Raw genomic sequence first — 16,685 nt, forward strand, 5'->3', positions numbered from 1 at the left:
AATCGGAGGGGATGCCACCATGCCCCGGCACCGGGGCATGGTTCGGGCTCAGCGGGTGATGCCGCGCGATGAGTTCTTCAGCGAACCGATGAACACCTGGAGCGCAGCGGAGGGCGTTTCGCGCTCGAGGGCTTCGATGCTTTCGGCAAGCTTCATCTGGCTGCGGAACACCTTCTTGTAGGCGTCACGCAGGGTCGCGATGGCCGCGGCGTCGAAGCCGCGGCGCTTGAGCCCTTCGGCATTGATGCCATGCGTATGCGCCGGGTTGCCGTTGACCATCACGTAGGCGACGACGTCCATGGTGATCGCCGACAGCCCACCGACCATCGCGTGGGCGCCGATGTGGCAGAACTGGTGGACCGCGGCGAGACCGCCGAGAATCGCATAATCGCCGAGCACTACGTGGCCGCCGAGGGTCGCCTGGTTGGCCATGATGCAGTTGTCGCCGATCACACAGTCGTGGGCGACGTGGGAATAGGCCATGAACAGGTTGCCGCTGCCGATCCTGGTCAGCCCCTGGTCCTGCACCGTGCCACGATGGACGGTCACGCCCTCGCGGAAGACGTTGTCATTGCCGATCTCGAGACGGGTCGGTTCACCGCGGTACTTCTTGTCCTGGCAATCCTCGCCGATCGAGGCGAATTGGAAGAAACGGTTGTTGGTGCCGATGACGCTCGGCCCCTTGATCACTACATGAGGCGAGATCACGCATCCCGAGCCGATCACGACGTCAGGACCGATGACGCTGTAGGCGCCGATCTCGACATCGGACGCGACCTGCGCCTTGGGATCGATGATGGCGGTGGGATGGATCAAGCGATCTTCCTCTCTGCGCAGATGATATCGGCTTCGCAGACCAGCTCTTCGCCCACGTGGGCGCGGCAGGTGAATTTCCAGATACCGCGGCGGGACTTGTCCATCCAGGCTTCCAGGCTGAGCTGGTCACCGGGGAACACCGGGCGCTTCAAGCGCACGTTGTCGCTGCCGACGTAGTAGTAGATGTAGCCATCTCGCGGCAGCTTGTTGACCGTCTTGAAGCCAAGGATACCAGCGGCCTGGGCCAGCGCTTCCGTGATCAGCACGCCCGGCATGATCGGATGGCCAGGAAAATGACCGTTGAAGAACGACTCATTGACGCTCACGTTCTTATAGGCCTTGATGTATCGGCCCATCTCCAGTTCGACGACGCGGTCGACCAGCAGGAACGGATAGCGGTGGGGCAGATATTCCTGGATTTCCTTGATATCCATGACCATGCAGAAAAACCTCTGAGGCACGCGCCTCTTGAATAGCGAAATGTCTGTCCTCCGGACAGACGGATGAAGGAGACGCCTCGACCGATCAAGGCGAAGCGTCCCGACGACCGGGCGCGTTCACGGATCGTCTAGCCGGAGGGCGCAAGCGCTACCTCACTGGCGGTTTTCGCCGGAAAACCCGGCAAGCGCATCGTTGTTCTTCCGGCCACTCCTGCCCGCCGCTCTCGACAGGCATAGCGCCCAGGGCGTGGCGACCGCCGACTCTTCGATGCTTCGAGCCGAGGGCGACCCCGGCCACGCAATCGAATCGACCCGGCCATAGCGGATGCGAGCCGCCTGAAAACGCCTGTATCGCGGCCCTCGGACGAGCGCTAGGATTTCTCGAGCTTGCTCACCCGGCGCGCCAGCGCGTCGAGCTGCTTGAAGCGCACCGCATTCTTGCGCCACAGCGCATTGGGCATCGCCCCGGTGCCGGAAGAGTAGACCCCGGGTTCGAGAATCGAATTGGTCACCAGGCTCATGCCGGTGACCTGGACCCGATCGGCGATCTCGAGATGACCAGCCAGGCCAACGCCGCCGCCCAGCAGGCAGCCGCGCCCCACTCGGGTGGAGCCTGCGATACCGACACAGCCGGCCAGCGCGCTGTGGTCGCCGATGTGGACGTTGTGGGCGATCTGCACTTGGCTGTCGATCTTGACGTCATTGCCGATCACGGTATCGCCGAGCGCCCCGCGATCGATGCTGGTGCAGCTGCCGATCTCGACGTCGTCCCCCACCACCACGCCACCGATCTGGGCGATCTTCTGCCAGCCGCGACCGTCGTGGGCGAACCCGAAGCCGTCTCCGCCCAACACCGCGCTGCTGTGGATGATCACACGAGCCCCCACCATCACGCCGTGATAAAGGGTCACGTTGGCATGCAGCAGGCCATCTTCGCCGATCTCGCAATCGTCTCCGATCACACAGCCGGCGCCGATCCTCACCCGCGCGCCGATGCGGACATGATCACCGATCACCACCTGGGGACCGACCGAGACCCCCTCGCCCAGCACCGCGCTCTCGCTGATCACCGCGGTCGGATGCACCCCGCCCTCGGTGGCACGGGCGAAGCGATCGAAACAGCTCGAGAGCCTCGCGTAGCCGAGATAGGGGTTGTCCAGCACCAGCGCATTGGTCGGGCAAGCCTCGACGTGCTCGGGCCGCAGCAGTACCGCAGCCGCGCGGGTACCGGCGAGATGCTTGAGATAGGCCGGATTGGCGAGGAAGGCGATGTCGTCGGGTCCGGCATCGACCAAAGTCGCGAACCCGGTCACCCGACGCTCGCCGTCGCCTCGCAGCGTGGCGCCGGAGAGGGAGGCCAATTCGTTCAGTGACAAACCGATCGTGGCGGTCTTTTTCATGTCCATCCGTTAGAGCATCCGGGCAACGACGAAACGGTCGCGTGCCCGGTTCTTCGTGGGTGCGCCACAGCTCGACGTCGATTAGTTGCCGGCATTATACGCCGCGGTGACTTCGCTGGTCAGATCCAGCGCGTCGTCGGCATAGACTACACTGTTGCGGTCGACGAGTACCTTGACCTGGTGGCGCTGTACCACCTGCTGGATCGCACGGTCGAGACGGGGACGCGCCTGTTCGAGGAACTGCTGCTCCTGGTTGGCGCGCGCCTCTTCGAGTTCGCCGCGCTGCTGCTGGTACTGCCCACCCTTGGTCTGCAACTGCTGGATCAGGTTGTTGCGCTCAGCCTCGGAGAGCGTCGCGCCATCGCGCTGCAGCCGCTGCTGGAGCTGCTGGAGCTCCTGGCCGAGCGCCTGCACCTGCTGCGGCTTGTTGCCGAGCTGGTTACGCAGCTGGTTCATCGACTGCTGCGCGGACTGGGTCTCGAGCAGCGCCTGCTGCCAGTCGATCACCGCGACGTCGGCGGCCTGGGCAGCCATCGAGGCCGAACCGAGTGCCGCGGCGACGCCGAGAGCCAGGGTCAACTTACGCATATCTCTACTCCTGAATGACGCGAAGACAAAGGCGCGCATCGCGCCCGTGCCGAGTCGTGAAATGTCGTCGGGATTTCACCCGAATCAGAACGTTTGTCCCAGCGAGAACTGGAATACCTGTGACTCATCGTCGCTTTTCTTGTTCAGCGGCTGTGCCAGACTGAAGGTCAGCGGTCCTACCGGGGTCAGCCACGAGAGCCCGACACCCACTGAGTAGCGCAGCTCGCCCAGATCGATACCAGAATTGCACTGGGAATCGCCATCGCCCGTTGCATAGCAGTCGCTCAGGTAGGTACTGCCGGTATCGAGGAAGAACGAACTCTGCATCTGGCGGCGATCCTCGATGAACGGAAGCGGGAAGATAAGCTCGGCCGAACCCTCGACCAGGATGTTGCCGCCCAGGGTATCGTTGTCGCCATCGCCGCGAGCCGTGGTCCGCTCACCGATGGTGTTGCTCCTGAAGCCGCGAACCGAGCCCAGGCCACCGGAATAGAAGTTCTCGAAGAACGGATAGACGTCGGTGTCGCCATAGCTGTCGGCGTAGCCCAGCTCGGTGCGGAACTTGAGCGCCCACTCAGGGTTCAGCTCGAACAGCTTCTGTCCGCGATAGCGCAGCTTGTAGTACTCCGCGTCGCTGCCGGGTCCGGCCGCCTCGAGCGAGACCTGCTGGTAGCTACCGCTGGTCGGCAGCACACCGCGGTTGAGGTTGTTGCGTGTCCAACTGGTGGTCAGCTTGTAGCTGTCGAAGGTATCGCCTTCGTTCTGGACATAGTGGTAGATCTCTTCCGGCGTATCGGTGTAGGTGTCGAGGGTCAGGTGCTCGACGCCGAGCCCGAAGTTGAGCCGCGAGAGATCGCTGATCGGGTAGCCGAAGTTGATCCCGCCGCCGATGGCGTCGCTCGAATAGGTCGAGATATCGGAGTCTTCGTAATCGGTACTACGGTAGTAGACATCGTAGCCGCGCGAGATCCCGCTCAGCGTCCAGTAGGGGTCAGTGAAGCTGAAGCGCAGGCTGGTGTAGTAATCGCTCCTCTGGGCACCGATGTCGACCCGGTTGCCACTGCCGAGGAAGTTGCTCTGCGAAAGCGACGCGCCGTAGATGATCCCTTCGGACTGGGCGAAGCCGACGCTCGCCGAGATGCTGCCGGAGGGCTGCTCGGTGACGTTGTAGTTGACGTCGAGCTGGTCGGACTCACCGGCCACCGGTGTGGTCTCGACATCGACCTGGCTGAAGAAGCCCAGGCGCTGCAGCCGCTCCTGCGACTGGCGGATGTTCTCCGTCGACGCGGGAGCGCCCTCCATCTGCACCAGTTCCCGGCGCAGGACCTCGTCCGCGGTGGTGGTATTGCCTTTGAAGTTGACCCGCCGCACGTAGGCGCGCTGGCCCGGGTCGACATTGAAGGTGACATCTACCGTATCGCCGTTTTCGTTGACCCGGGGAACCGCGTCCACGTTGGCGAAGGTGAAGCCCTCGTTGCCGAGCGCCTGGCGCAGTGCCTCGGAGGACTGGGTCAGCAGCGACTGGTTGAATACCTGCCCCGGCTGGGCGGTCACCAGCGAGCGGGCCCGCTCCTCGCTCATCTCGAGCGAGCCGGCGAAGTTGATCTTGTCGATCGTGTAGCGATCGCCTTCGTCGAGGTTGACGGTGACGTAGATCGCCGACTTGTCGGGGCTGATCGAGACCTGGGTCGATGTGATGTTGAAATTGACGTAGCCGCGGTCGAGATAGAAAGCGCGCAGGCGATCGAGATCGCCGGTGAGCGCTTCGCGCGAGTAGCGATCGCTCGAGAACCAGCCGAAGAACCAGCCCGGCTTGTCGGCGAGCTCGAACTGGCGCCGCAGCTCGTCATCGCTGAAGGCATGGTTGCCGACCAGGTTGATCTGCTGGATCCGGGCGACCGCGCCTTCGTCGATGTTGATGTTGACCTGGGCGCGGTTGCTGTCGAGGTTGACCACCGAGGTGGTGATTCTCGCGTTGTAGCGTCCCTGGCCCTGATAGACCTGCTCGAGCTCGCGCTGGACCTCTTCGAGGGTGGAGCGCTGCAGCACCTGACCTTCGCTGATCCCGGTCTGGTTCAAGCCTTTGCGCAGGTCGTCGGTGGATATCTGACGATTGCCGGTGATGTTGATCTGAGCGATAGAGGGCCGTTCCTGAACCCTGACCACCAGCACATTGCCGTCGCGATCGAAACTCACGTCGTCGAACAGCCCGGTGCGGAACAGCGCCTGTCCGGCGCTGCTCAGTGCGTTCTCGTCGATGGTCTGGCGAGCGGTGAACGGAAGCACGTTGAAGACCGTCCCGGCCGACACCCGTTGCAGCCCCTCCACGCGAATGTCCGAAACTTCGAAAGACGCAGCGAACGCCACCTGGGAGCTGCCAAGCAACCATACTGCCAAACCGAGGGTCTTTATCTTCATGCCGTCATTTCGCTTCTTTCGGGTCGCTTTTCAAGATCCTGCCGCCGAACACGCCGCTGGACCGGCGAGCGGCCCTCCATCGTGCACAGGCACCTTATACACAAGCCCCCCCACCTGACAAGCGCGGGCGAAAGCTTCCACGATCCAGGATCATCAGAGGTTCCAACCCGCTGCGCCGCAGGCCTTGCTGGATACCGGAAGGCGTGCGGCGAGCGGTTCAAAGACGCAGCAGGTCGAAGTAGAGCGCCATCACCATCAGCGTGCCGATCAATACCACGCCGACCTTGAGCCCGGCGAGCTGTACTCGCTCGGAAACCGGGCGGCCGCGCACGGCCTCGATGATGAAGTAGAGAAGATGGCCGCCGTCGAGCACCGGGATGGGCAACAGGTTGAGCACCCCAAGGCTGATCGACAGATAGGCGAGGAAACCAACGAAGGTTTCGACGCCGCTGCGTGCCGAATCCCCCGCCACACGGGCGATGGTCACGGGTCCCGAGAGATTGCTCGGCGAGATCAGGCCCACCACCATCTTGCGGATGGAGTCGACGGTCAGCCAGGTCATCTCCCAGGTCTTGCCCACGGCCTGGGGCAGCGCCGCGAACGGCGAATAGCGAATCTCGCGCAGGTACTCGGCCGGCCACTCGGGCGCAACCGCCGCCGCGCCGATATAGCCGATCGTCTCGCCGCCGTCGAGCTCACGCGGCTGCGGCGTCAGCTCGATGCTGCGCTGCACACCGGCCTGGCTCTCCACATCGAGGCTCAATGTCCGTCCACTCGACGCCCGCACGCGCTCGACCAGCACGTTCCAGTCATCGATCGGCTCGCCGTCGACTGCGAGCACTCGATCGCCGGTCTCGAGCCCGGCCTGCGCCGCGGGACCATCGGCGAGCACCTGCCCCAAGCGCGCTTCGATAGGCGGCTGCCAAGGAGTGATGCCAAGGGTTTCGAGCGGACTCGGCGGGTCCTGGCGCACCATGTACGCCTGTACCGGCAGCCGATGTTCTCCGCCGTCGGCGGTATCGATCAGCAAAGAGCCATTGCGACCGATCTCCCCGATCAGCTTGAGACTGACCTCCTGCCAGGAGGGGGTCGGATGCCCCTCGACCCGAACGATCTCCTCGCCACCGCGCAGCCCGCCAAGCTCTGCGGGAGAGCCGGGCGCGACGGTGCCGACCACCGGCGCCACCACGCTGGTACCGTAGATGAACAGCGCCCAGTAGGCGACGATCGCGAGCAGGAAGTTGGCCACCGGGCCTGCCGCGACGATGGCGATCCGCCGATAGACGCTCTTGCGGTTGAAAGCGCGATGGAGCTCCTCCTCCGGGACGTTGCCCTCGCGCTCGTCGAGCATCTTCACGTAGCCACCGAGCGGGATCGCGGCGATCTGAAACTCGGTGCCGTGCCGATCGGTACGCGACCACAGCGGCTTGCCGAATCCGACCGAGAAGCGCAACACCTTGACGCCACAGCGACGCGCTACCCAGAAGTGGCCGAATTCGTGGATCGTGATCAATACGCCGAGTACGACGATGACCGCAAGGATGTTCTGCAGCGCACTCATGGTGTTTCCTCAGCGGGCGAAAGCACGGAAACGCTCAACTGCCGACCCAAGGGGCCAGCAAGGCGAAGATCGGCACCGCGGCGGTGAGACTGTCGACCCGATCGAGAATACCGCCATGCCCAGGCAGCAATTGGCTCGAGTCCTTGAGCCCGCGATGACGCTTGAGCATGCTCTCGCAGAGATCGCCGAGCACGGAGGCGAAGGTGACTATCCAGGTGACGATCACGAGCCAGATGAACTCGCCGAATCCAAGGCCCTCGATCAGCGCCATCAGCACCGCCAGTACCGCGGTGCCGGCAAGCCCACCGTAGACCCCGGCCCAGGACTTGCCCGGACTGACCCGCGGCGCCAGCTTGCGGTCGCCGAAGGCGCGGCCAGCGAAATAGGCGCTGATATCGGCACCCCAGACGACGAACAGCACGTAGAGCAACCAAAGCGGCTCGACACGCAGCTGGTTCAATCCGATCCAGCATGGCACCAGCGCCCCCACGCCCATCGCCAGACGCATCGCGCGGCCATTCCACTGCGACTCGGACGCGGGATAGCGCACCACCCAGTAGCAGCACAAAAGCCAGCCCCAGAATGCCAGCCACAGCGGCCAGCGCTGCCAGACCACGCCGCTCGACCAGGCCAGCGACAGCACCACACAGATCGCAAGAGCAAAAAGCGTACGCTCGCGGTTATCGCCGAAACCGGCCAGGTTGGCCCATTCCCACGCGGAAAGCACCACGATCGCACCGACGAAACAAGCGAACCAGCCACCACCAAGGGTAAAGAGCAGCACCAGCGAAATGGGACCGATCGCCAATGCGGTCAACACACGTTGTTTAAGCACCCTGTACCTCGATCTGCTCATCGGTCATGCCGAAACGGCGCGTGCGCTGAGCGAATGCCTCGAGCGCTTCGTCGAAAGCCTCGGCACCGAAATCCGGCCAATAGAGCGGGGAGAAAAAAAGCTCCGCGTAGGCGAGCTGCCAGAGCAGGAAATTGCTGATGCGCTGCTCGCCACTGGTCCGGATGCACAGATCGACATCGGGGACGTCACCGCTGTCGAGCTCGTGGGAGATCATCGCCTCATCGATCTCCCCAGGATCCAGCTCGCCTCGCGCCACCCGCTCGGCCAGCCGGCGGGTAGCCTCGGCGATGTCCCAACGACCGCCGTAGTTGACCGCGATGAACAGGTGCATGCCGTCGTTGTCGCGGGTCTTGCGCTCGGCGCCATCGATCAGCTTGACCAGCGAGGGGTGCAGACGGGCGCGATCGCCGATCACCGAAAGGCGGATGTTGTTGCGGTTGAGCTTGCCCACCTCGCGCTTGAGCGCCAGCACGAACAGCTCCATCAAGGCGCTCACTTCGGTGGCGGGGCGCTTCCAGTTCTCGCTGGAGAAGGCGAACAGCGTCATCGCTTCGACACCGCGCTCGGCCGCGCGGCGTACCACCGCGCGCACCGCTTCGACGCCAGCGTGATGCCCACGCACACCGGAGAGTCCACGCGAGCGGGCCCAGCGGTTGTTGCCATCCATGATCACCGCGACGTGTCGCGGCACTGGGCCCTGGGCGCGGACGTTCGAAGTGTTCGAGGTCATGGTTGGGGACATGTGCGAGCGTCAGACCTGCATCAGGTCGTGTTCTTTCTGCTCGAGCAGCTGATCGATCTCAGCGATGTACTTGTCGGTCAGCTTCTGGATCGTATCCTCGGACTGGCGAGCCTCGTCCTCGGAAATCTCCTTCTCCTTGAGCAGCGCTTTGACATCACCGTTGGCATCACGGCGCACGTTGCGCACCGCTACCTTGCCCTGCTCGGCCTCGGCACGCGCCTGGCGGGTATAGCTGCGTCGGGTTTCCTCGGTCAGCGGCGGCATCGGCACGCGGATCACCGTACCGGCGCTCGAAGGGTTGAGCCCGAGATCGGAGGTCAGGATCGCCTTCTCGACCTTCGGCACCATCGCTTTCTCCCATGGCACCACGGCGAGCGTACGGGCATCCTCCACGTTGACGTTGGCAACCTGGGTGATCGGCACCTCGCTGCCGTAGTAGTCGACCTTGATCGCCTCGAGCAGACTCGGGTGGGCACGTCCGGTGCGAATCTTCTGGAACGCGGAGCGCATGGACTCGACGCTCTTCTGCATCCGCGTCTCGGCGTCCTTGTGAATGTCGTTGATCACGGAGACTTCCCTCTGAACCTAAGATGTATCGGACGGCGCTTCACCGCCCGCTTTACTCTCGACCGGGGCAACCGCCCCGCCGCTCACTCGCCGCGATCGATCAGCGTGCCTTCCTTGCCGCCCATCACCAGGTTGAGCAGCGCACCTGGCTTGGTCATGTCGAACACGCGCACCGGCATGTCATGGTCCCGCACCAGGCAGATGGCGGTCAAATCCATCACGCCGAGCTTCTGATCGAGCACCGCATCGTAATCGAGACGATCGTATTTTACCGCATTGGGATGCTTCACCGGGTCGCAATCGTAGACGCCATCGACTTTGGTCGCCTTGATCACCACGTTGGCATCGATCTCGATACCGCGCAGGCAGGCCGCCGAATCGGTGGTGAAGAAGGGATTGCCGGTGCCCGCGGAGAAGATCACCACATCACCGGAGGTCAGGTAGCGGATCGCGGTGCGGCGATCGTAGTGCTCGACCACCCCGCTCATCGGGATCGCCGACATCACCCGCGAACGGATGCTGGCGCGCTCGAGCGCGTCACGCATCGCCAGGCCGTTCATCACCGTGGCGAGCATGCCCATGTGATCACCGGTCACTCGATCCATGCCAGCGGCGCTGAGCGCGGCGCCGCGAAACAGGTTGCCGCCGCCGATCACCAGCCCGACCTGCACGCCTATGCCGACCAACTGACCGATCTCCAGCGCCATCCGATCGAGCACCTTGGGATCGATGCCGAAGTCCAGCTCGCCCATCAGGGCCTCGCCGGATAGCTTCAGCAGGATTCGCTTGTACTTGGCGTTGCGGTCGTTGGGGATGGACATTGACACTCTCCTGGGCGGACGGATGAGATGGAGGGAGGGATATGGCCCGCGTACCGACGCTCGTCACCAAGTGCCGGACACGCAATGGCGTGCGCGAACGCACGCCATTGTCGATACAATCTCCGTGCCGCGCCAGCGCAGCGGCATGGAAATACGCGGTTTTGAGCCAGGCTCAGCTGCGCCGCGCCTGCTCCATGACTTCCTTGGCGAAGTCGACTTCTTCTTTCTCGATACCTTCACCGACTTCGAAGCGCACGAACGAGACCACCTCGCCACCCGCCTGCTTGGCGTACTCGGCGACGGTCTGGTTCGGATCCTTGACGAACGGCTGAGCGACCAGGCTGTTCTCGGCCAGATACTTCTTCAACCGTCCCAGGACCATCTTCTCGGCGATCTCGGCAGGCTTGCCGGCCATGTCGGGCTGCGCCAGGATGATCGACTTCTCGTGGTCGAGCTTCTCCTGCGGCATGTCTTCGGGAAGCGCTACCGCTGGGTTGATCGCGGCCACGTGCATCGCGATGTCGCGCGCGACTTCTTCGCTGCCGCCTTTGAGCACCACGACGGCACCGATCCGGTCGCCGTGCACATAGGCACCGACCTTGCCACCTTCCGGCGCTTCGATCACCGCGGCGCGACGAACGCTGATGTTCTCACCGATCTTCTGCACCAGCTGGCTGCGAGCATCTTCGAGCTCGCCTTCCATCAGCGAGGCGATGTCCTGGTTCTTGGTCTCGAACACGCGGTCGACGACGCGCTGGGCGAAGCCCTTGAAGTTGTCGTCGCGCGAAACGAAGTCGGTCTCGGAGTTGACTTCGAGCAGCACCGCAAGGCTCGCGTCCTCGGCGGTACGGGTGACGATCGCGCCTTCGGCGGCGATGCGCCCGGCCTTCTTGGCCGACTTGAGCCCAGCGTTCTTGCGCAGGTTGTCGATCGCAAGCTCGATGTCGCCATCGGCTTCCTGGAGCGCCTTCTTGCACTCCATCATGCCGAGCCCGGTGCGCTCGCGCAGTTCTTTGACCATAGAAGCGCTGATAGCTGCCATGTCCAGATTCTCCGTGGTTGTCTCTCGACCGACCCGTGTCGAACACGTCCGGTCTGCGTTGAATGGGGGTCCGAGGCCCTCGAAGAGGGCACCGTTCGCGCAAGGCCTGCGCCCGAAACGGCGACTCAGGTATGCAAAAGGGGGCCGCGGCCCCCTCGAGCCTTCGCTCACCTCACCCTATCGGGATGGCGGGCAAGGCATTGCGACCGACGGCATCACTCGGAAGCGGAAGCCGCAGCCTCTTCGACCTCGACGAACTCGTCGGGACGACCTTCCTTCGCCTTGGCGCAAGCGTCTGCGATCGCCTGGACGTAGATCTGGATCGCGCGGATCGAGTCATCGTTACCGGGGATGACGTAGTCGACGCCGTCCGGATCGGAGTTGCTGTCGACCACACCGATCACCGGGATGCCGAGCTTGTTGGCTTCGTTGATCGCGATGCGCTCGTGGTCGACGTCGATGACGAACAGCGCGTCGGGCAGGCCACCCATGTTCTTGATGCCGCCGATGGAACGCTCGAGCTTCTGCTGCTCGCGGGTCGCCATCAGGACCTCTTTCTTGGTCAGCTTGTCGAAGGTACCGTCTTCGTGCATCTGCTCGAGCTCGCGCAGGCGCTTGATCGACTGACGAATGGTCTTGTAGTTGGTCAGCATGCCGCCCAGCCAGCGGTGGTTGACGAACGGCTGACCCACCCGGACCGCCTCTTCGGCGATGATTTTGCTTGCTGCGCGCTTGGTGCCGACAAACAGGATCTTGTTGTTGCTCGACGCCATCTTCTCGACCACCGAGACGGCTTCGTTCAGCGCCGGCAGGGTATGCTCGAGGTTGATGATGTGAATCTTGTTACGCGCACCGAAGATGTACTTGCTCATCTTCGGGTTCCAGTATTTGGTCTGGTGGCCGAAGTGCGCACCAGCCTTGAGCAGGTCGATCATTTTTACTGCCATGGAACTTCTCCTTGGATCGGGTTACGCCTCCACGCACCCCATGGATCCGACCGCTAAGCGGCACCCGGGACCATGTGACGGTACGTGTGTGGTGTCGTTTTGATTGCGTGCGCGAGCACGCGGTTACTTTGGCGCAGCCGCACATACCTCGACGCGGCTGCAGTGGAGATCCCTATCGGGATACCCCACGAGCCCCCTGCGAGCGAGATTTTCGATACGCAAGCAGGCGCGGCTTTATATCACATACAGCCTGCCAAGAGAAGCCTGCCCACCCCCTCCAGCCCTCGCCAAACCGGCTTCCCACCGCAGGGTGTTCGCCACCCCAGCGAGGCTTTATCCTTGTAGCCCCAAGTGTGATCCGGAAGAAGCGCCATGCCCCTTCCCACCGACCCAGTCAGCAGAGAAGTCCACCCAACCCCATGAACATTCCTATCTATACCCCGGAGGAGATCGCCAAGCTGCGGATCGCCGGACGCCTCGCCGCCAAAGTGCTGGAAATGATCGCGCCCCATGTCCAGCCAGGCATCTCGACCGGCGAGCTCGACCGGCTGTGCCATCGCTACATCGAAGACGATCTCGACTGCGTATCGGCGACCATCGGCTACCACGGCTACCAGCACGCCACCTGCATCTCGCTCAACCACGTGGTCTGCCACGGCATCCCTGATTTCGGCAAGAAGCTCAAGCGCGGCGACATCCTCAACATCGACGTGACGATCATCAAAGACGGCTTCTACGGTGATACCAGCGCGATGTACTTCGTCGGCGAAAACATCAAGGGAGAGCGGCTGTCGCGCATCACCCAGGAGTGCCTCTACGAGGCGATGAAGGTGATGCGCGCCGGTACCCGGCTCTCCGAGATCGGCCGGGTCATCCAGCGCCACGCCGAGAGCAACGGCTACAGCGTCGTGCGGGACTTCTGCGGCCACGGCATCGGTAAGGAATTCCACCAGGACCCCCAGGTGCTGCATTATGACGGCTACGACGAGCGTACCGACGCGGTCCTCGAGGAAGGCATGTGCCTGACCGTCGAGCCGATGATCAACGCGGGCGGCTGGGCGACCAAGGTGCTGCGCGATGGCTGGACCGCGGTGACTCGCGACAAGAGTCTTTCCGCACAGTGGGAACACACGCTGATCGTCAGCGCCGACGGCGTGATCGTCACCACCAAGCGTGAAGACGAGGATCTCTCATTCCTCGGCGGCGAGTACGCCTGAACCGCGACGACTGCGCGGGCTGAGCCTGCGAGACCGCCAATCCGAGCCGAGAACCACCGACGCCCATGCTGCTGCACCATTACCGCTTCAGGCCCGACCCGAGCCTGCTCGACGAAGCCGGGCTACGCGCCCGCCTCGCCGCACTGGATGCCGAACGGGGCTCGACCTGCACCACCGCAGGCCATATCGCCGCCTTCAAGCAGGCGCTGGGCGATATGTCGTCGACCCTAGACGCTCGCTTCCACCAGGGCGAGGACATTCGCAACCTGGTCCATGGTCGCGCCTGGGGAATGGACCGCATCCTCACCCTTGCCTGGGAACGGGTGCGCTGGCCGGAGAGCCTCGAGGGCATCGCGCTGCTGGCGGTGGGCGGCTATGGCCGCGGAGAGCTACACCCCCACTCCGATATCGATCTGCTGTTCCTGCTCGGCGATCCCGATGACGCCCCCTATCGCGAGCCGCTGTCCCAGCTGATCACGCTGCTCTGGGACATCGGCCTCGAGATCGGCCATAGCGTGAGAACCGTCGCGGAGTGCGTCGACGAGGCCAGAAGCGACATCACGGTGATCACCAACCTGCTCGAGACCCGGACGCTGATCGGACCCGAGCGGCTGCGCGATGAAATGCGCAGGCTCACGGCGCCGGACCAGATGTGGCCATCGGATGCTTTCTTCGCCGGCAAATGGCAGGAGCAGGTCACCCGCCACCGCAAGTTCAACAACTCCGAATACAGCCTCGAGCCGAATCTCAAGAGCTCGCCCGGCGGCCTGCGCGACCTGCAGATGATCGGATGGGTGGCCAAGCGCCACTTCGGCGCCCCGCTGATCGAGGAGATCGTCGAGCGCGGCTTCATGACCGACTCGGACCTGCGCATCTACAGCCAGGGCCAGGCATTCCTGTGGCAGCTGCGCTACGCCCTCCACGAGCTCACCCACCGCGCCGAGGACCGCCTGCTGTTCGATCATCAGAAGACGATCGCAACGATGCTCGGCTATCGGGACCAACCCGACAGTCTCGCCATCGAACAGCTGATGCGCCGCTACTACCGGGTGGTGACGACGATGGCCGAGCTCAACGACATGCTGCTGCAGCACTTTTCCGAGTGCATTCTCCAGGCCGAGCAGCCACCCGATATTCGCGTCCTCAACAATCGTTTCGAGGTCTACGCCCGCCATATCCAGGCCCGTCACCCCAACGTGTTCAAGCGACGTCCAGGCGCCCTGCTCGAACTCTTCGTACTGATGGCCCAGCACCCCGAGATCGAAGGGGTGCGCGCCGAGACGATCCGGCTGATCCGCGAGCACCGCCACCTGATCGACGATGCCTTCCGCGACGACGTGCGCCACCAGAGCCTGTTCATGGAGCTTTTGCGCAGCGGCGGCGACGTCGCCCGTCAGCTGGCACTGATGGCGCGCTATGGGGTGCTCGGCAAGTACCTGCCGGAATTCGGCCGGATCATCGGTCTGATGCAGTACGACCTGTTCCACATCTATACCGTCGACGCCCATACCCTGCGCGTGCTCGACCGCATGCAGAGCTTCCGCGGGCGCGCCGCTCAGCGCGACTTCCCGCTCGCCTACGAGCTGGCGCGTCACCTGCCGAAGCTCGAGATCCTATGGATCGCTGGCCTGTTCCACGATCTCGGCAAAGGGCGAGGGGGAGACCATTCCCAGCTCGGCGCGGTCGATGCGCGCCAGTTCTGCGAGCGTCACGGACTCTCCCGACGCGATACCCAGCTGGTCACTTGGCTGGTGGAGCACCATCTGCTGATGTCCCAGACCGCGCAGAAGCGCGACCTCGCCGAGCCCGACGTGATCCGCGAATTCGCGCTGGTGGTGCATAACGAAATCCATCTCGACTATCTCTACCTGCTCACCGTCGCCGACATCGACGCCACCAATCCGACGCTCTGGAACGGCTGGCGCTCGGCGCTGCTGCGCCAGCTGCATAGCGAAGCGCGCCGCGCGCTACGCCGAGGCCTGGAGCAGCCGTTCGACCGCGCCGAGTGGATCGACGACACCCGCCAGGAGGCCTATGCGCTGCTGCGCGGCATGAACGCCGACCTGGCCGAGGTCGAGAGGCGCTGGGAACGCTTCGGCGAGGACTACTTCCTCACCTACTCGCCGAGCGACATCGCCTGGCAGACCCTCGGCATGATCCAGGATCCCTCGCGGCCGCTGGTGCTGATCAGCGCTCCCACCGAAGAGATGGTCGACGGCGGCACCAAGGTCTTCATCCACACCCGCGCGGTGGCCAACCTGTTCGCCGCCACCGTCGCCGCCTTCGGTCAGCTCGACGTCTCGATCCACGACGCAAGGATCGTCACCACGCTGGACGGCTGGACGCTCAATGCCTTCATCCTGCTCGACGCCAATGACCAGCCGATCCGCGACCCAGGGCGGCTGCGCCATATCCATGACGTGCTGGTCGAAAGCCTGATCGACCCCGAAGAGTACCCGCGCATCGCCAGCCGGCATACCTCTCGCCAGCTCAAGCACTTCAGGGTACCGACCCGGGTCACCCTCGAATACGACGCGCTCCACCAGGGCAGCGTGCTTGAGCTGATCGCCGCCGACCGGCCCGGGCTGCTCGCCAGGGTGGGCCGGATATTCATGGAATTCGGGATCTCGATCTCAGCGGCCAAGATCGCCACCTTCGGCGAGCGCGTCGAGGACGTATTCTTCATCACCGACGCCAATGAACAACCGATCTACGACGAAGCGTTCAAGCAGCGGCTGATCAGCCAGCTCTGCGAGGTGCTCGACGCCGAGGTTTGAGCGACGGCGGACGCGCGGTTATTTGTTACAATCGCGCCTTTCGCGGCACCCACTCCGACGCCGCCGACAGACTTTGAGGAGCGCACATTGAGCATCACGCTCTACGGACTCAGCAACTGCGACAGCTGTCGCAAGGCGCGCCGCGCCCTCGACCAGGGCGGCGTCACCCATCGCTTCATCGACTTGCGCGCGGATGCGAGCGATGCCGATGGACGCCTGGACGCCACCCTGGTGGAGCGCTTCTTCGCCTGCGCCGACTGGGAAACGCTGCTCAACCGTCGCAGTACGACCTGGCGCAACCTCGATCCCGAACAGCGCGACGGCCTCGACGAGGCACGCGCTCGACGGCTGGTCGGCGACCATCCCACATTGCTCAAGCGCCCGCTGCTCGACACGGGCAACGAACTGATCATAGGCTTCGACGCCGAAGCCTATGATCGCCTGCGCTGAGCGCCCCGTATCCATCGTATTCACCCCTATACCAAGGACATCG

At 63.8% G+C, this 16,685-nt stretch carries 15 protein-coding genes; 3 read left to right on the forward strand and 12 right to left on the reverse strand.

The features are described from left to right. Positions 1-48: 48 nt before the first annotated feature. The 12 genes from lpxA to rpsB all read right to left on the reverse strand — a co-directional run bounded on the left by lpxA (position 49) and on the right by rpsB (position 12,198). A complete protein-coding gene (gene lpxA, locus Q376_RS0105480) occupies positions 49-816 on the reverse strand; it encodes an acyl-ACP--UDP-N-acetylglucosamine O-acyltransferase (RefSeq protein ID WP_027349463.1) in 768 nt (255 codons plus the stop codon). Continuing rightward, positions 813-1,256, reverse strand: a complete 444-nt coding sequence (fabZ, locus tag Q376_RS0105485; protein ID WP_027349464.1) for a 3-hydroxyacyl-ACP dehydratase FabZ — start codon at positions 1,254-1,256, stop codon at positions 813-815. Before fabZ ends, lpxA begins: the two co-directional genes overlap by 4 nt. Before the next feature lie 371 nt (positions 1,257-1,627). After that, on the reverse strand, positions 1,628-2,656 hold the full coding sequence (lpxD, locus tag Q376_RS0105490; RefSeq protein ID WP_027349465.1) for a UDP-3-O-(3-hydroxymyristoyl)glucosamine N-acyltransferase: 1,029 nt from the start codon (positions 2,654-2,656) through the stop codon (positions 1,628-1,630). Between the two features lie 81 nt (positions 2,657-2,737). After that, on the reverse strand, positions 2,738-3,244 hold the full coding sequence (locus tag Q376_RS0105495) for an OmpH/Skp family outer membrane protein (protein ID WP_027349466.1): 507 nt from the start codon (positions 3,242-3,244) through the stop codon (positions 2,738-2,740). A gap of 84 nt (positions 3,245-3,328) precedes the next feature. After that, positions 3,329-5,662 carry an outer membrane protein assembly factor BamA gene (gene bamA, locus Q376_RS0105500; RefSeq protein ID WP_155834165.1) on the reverse strand — a complete coding sequence of 778 codons (2,334 nt, stop codon included), beginning with the start codon at positions 5,660-5,662 and terminating at the stop codon, positions 3,329-3,331. 217 nt (positions 5,663-5,879) lie between these two features. Then, positions 5,880-7,223, reverse strand: coding sequence for an RIP metalloprotease RseP (rseP, locus tag Q376_RS0105505; protein ID WP_027349468.1), 1,344 nt, complete (start codon positions 7,221-7,223; stop codon positions 5,880-5,882). A 34-nt stretch (positions 7,224-7,257) separates the two neighbouring features. Next, on the reverse strand, positions 7,258-8,058 hold the full coding sequence (locus tag Q376_RS0105510) for a CDP-archaeol synthase (protein WP_027349469.1): 801 nt from the start codon (positions 8,056-8,058) through the stop codon (positions 7,258-7,260). Beyond that, the gene (uppS, locus tag Q376_RS0105515) at positions 8,051-8,821 is read right to left on the reverse strand and encodes a polyprenyl diphosphate synthase (protein WP_052364982.1); all 771 of its coding nucleotides are present in this window, start codon (positions 8,819-8,821) and stop codon (positions 8,051-8,053) included. Before uppS ends, Q376_RS0105510 begins: the two co-directional genes overlap by 8 nt. Positions 8,822-8,830: 9 nt before the next feature. Next, positions 8,831-9,388 carry a ribosome recycling factor gene (gene frr, locus Q376_RS0105520; RefSeq protein WP_027349471.1) on the reverse strand — a complete coding sequence of 186 codons (558 nt, stop codon included), beginning with the start codon at positions 9,386-9,388 and terminating at the stop codon, positions 8,831-8,833. Positions 9,389-9,471: 83 nt separating this feature from the next. After that, complete coding sequence (pyrH, locus tag Q376_RS0105525; protein ID WP_027349472.1) at positions 9,472-10,209, reverse strand: UMP kinase; 738 nt, start codon at positions 10,207-10,209, stop codon at positions 9,472-9,474. Positions 10,210-10,381: 172 nt separating this feature from the next. After that, positions 10,382-11,251, reverse strand: coding sequence for a translation elongation factor Ts (tsf, locus tag Q376_RS0105530; RefSeq protein ID WP_027349473.1), 870 nt, complete (start codon positions 11,249-11,251; stop codon positions 10,382-10,384). Positions 11,252-11,466: 215 nt separating this feature from the next. Beyond that, complete coding sequence (gene rpsB, locus Q376_RS0105535; RefSeq protein ID WP_027349474.1) at positions 11,467-12,198, reverse strand: 30S ribosomal protein S2; 732 nt, start codon at positions 12,196-12,198, stop codon at positions 11,467-11,469. Positions 12,199-12,617: 419 nt separating this feature from the next. On the opposite strand from rpsB, the gene map reads away from it, so the two are divergent. The 3 genes from map (at position 12,618) to Q376_RS0105550 (ending at position 16,642) form a co-directional block, all read left to right on the forward strand. After that, positions 12,618-13,415, forward strand: coding sequence for a type I methionyl aminopeptidase (gene map, locus Q376_RS0105540; protein ID WP_027349475.1), 798 nt, complete (start codon positions 12,618-12,620; stop codon positions 13,413-13,415). A 65-nt stretch (positions 13,416-13,480) separates the two neighbouring features. Further along, entirely contained in the window at positions 13,481-16,192 is a 2,712-nt protein-coding gene (locus Q376_RS0105545) for a [protein-PII] uridylyltransferase (protein WP_027349476.1), read from the forward strand. 87 nt (positions 16,193-16,279) lie between these two features. Then, the gene (locus tag Q376_RS0105550) at positions 16,280-16,642 is read left to right on the forward strand and encodes an ArsC/Spx/MgsR family protein (RefSeq protein ID WP_027349477.1); all 363 of its coding nucleotides are present in this window, start codon (positions 16,280-16,282) and stop codon (positions 16,640-16,642) included. The last annotated feature ends 43 nt before the right edge of the window (positions 16,643-16,685 follow it).

The sequence above is a fragment of the Halotalea alkalilenta DSM 17697 genome, assembly GCF_000621205.1.
Classification (GTDB): domain Bacteria; phylum Pseudomonadota; class Gammaproteobacteria; order Pseudomonadales; family Halomonadaceae; genus Halotalea; species Halotalea alkalilenta.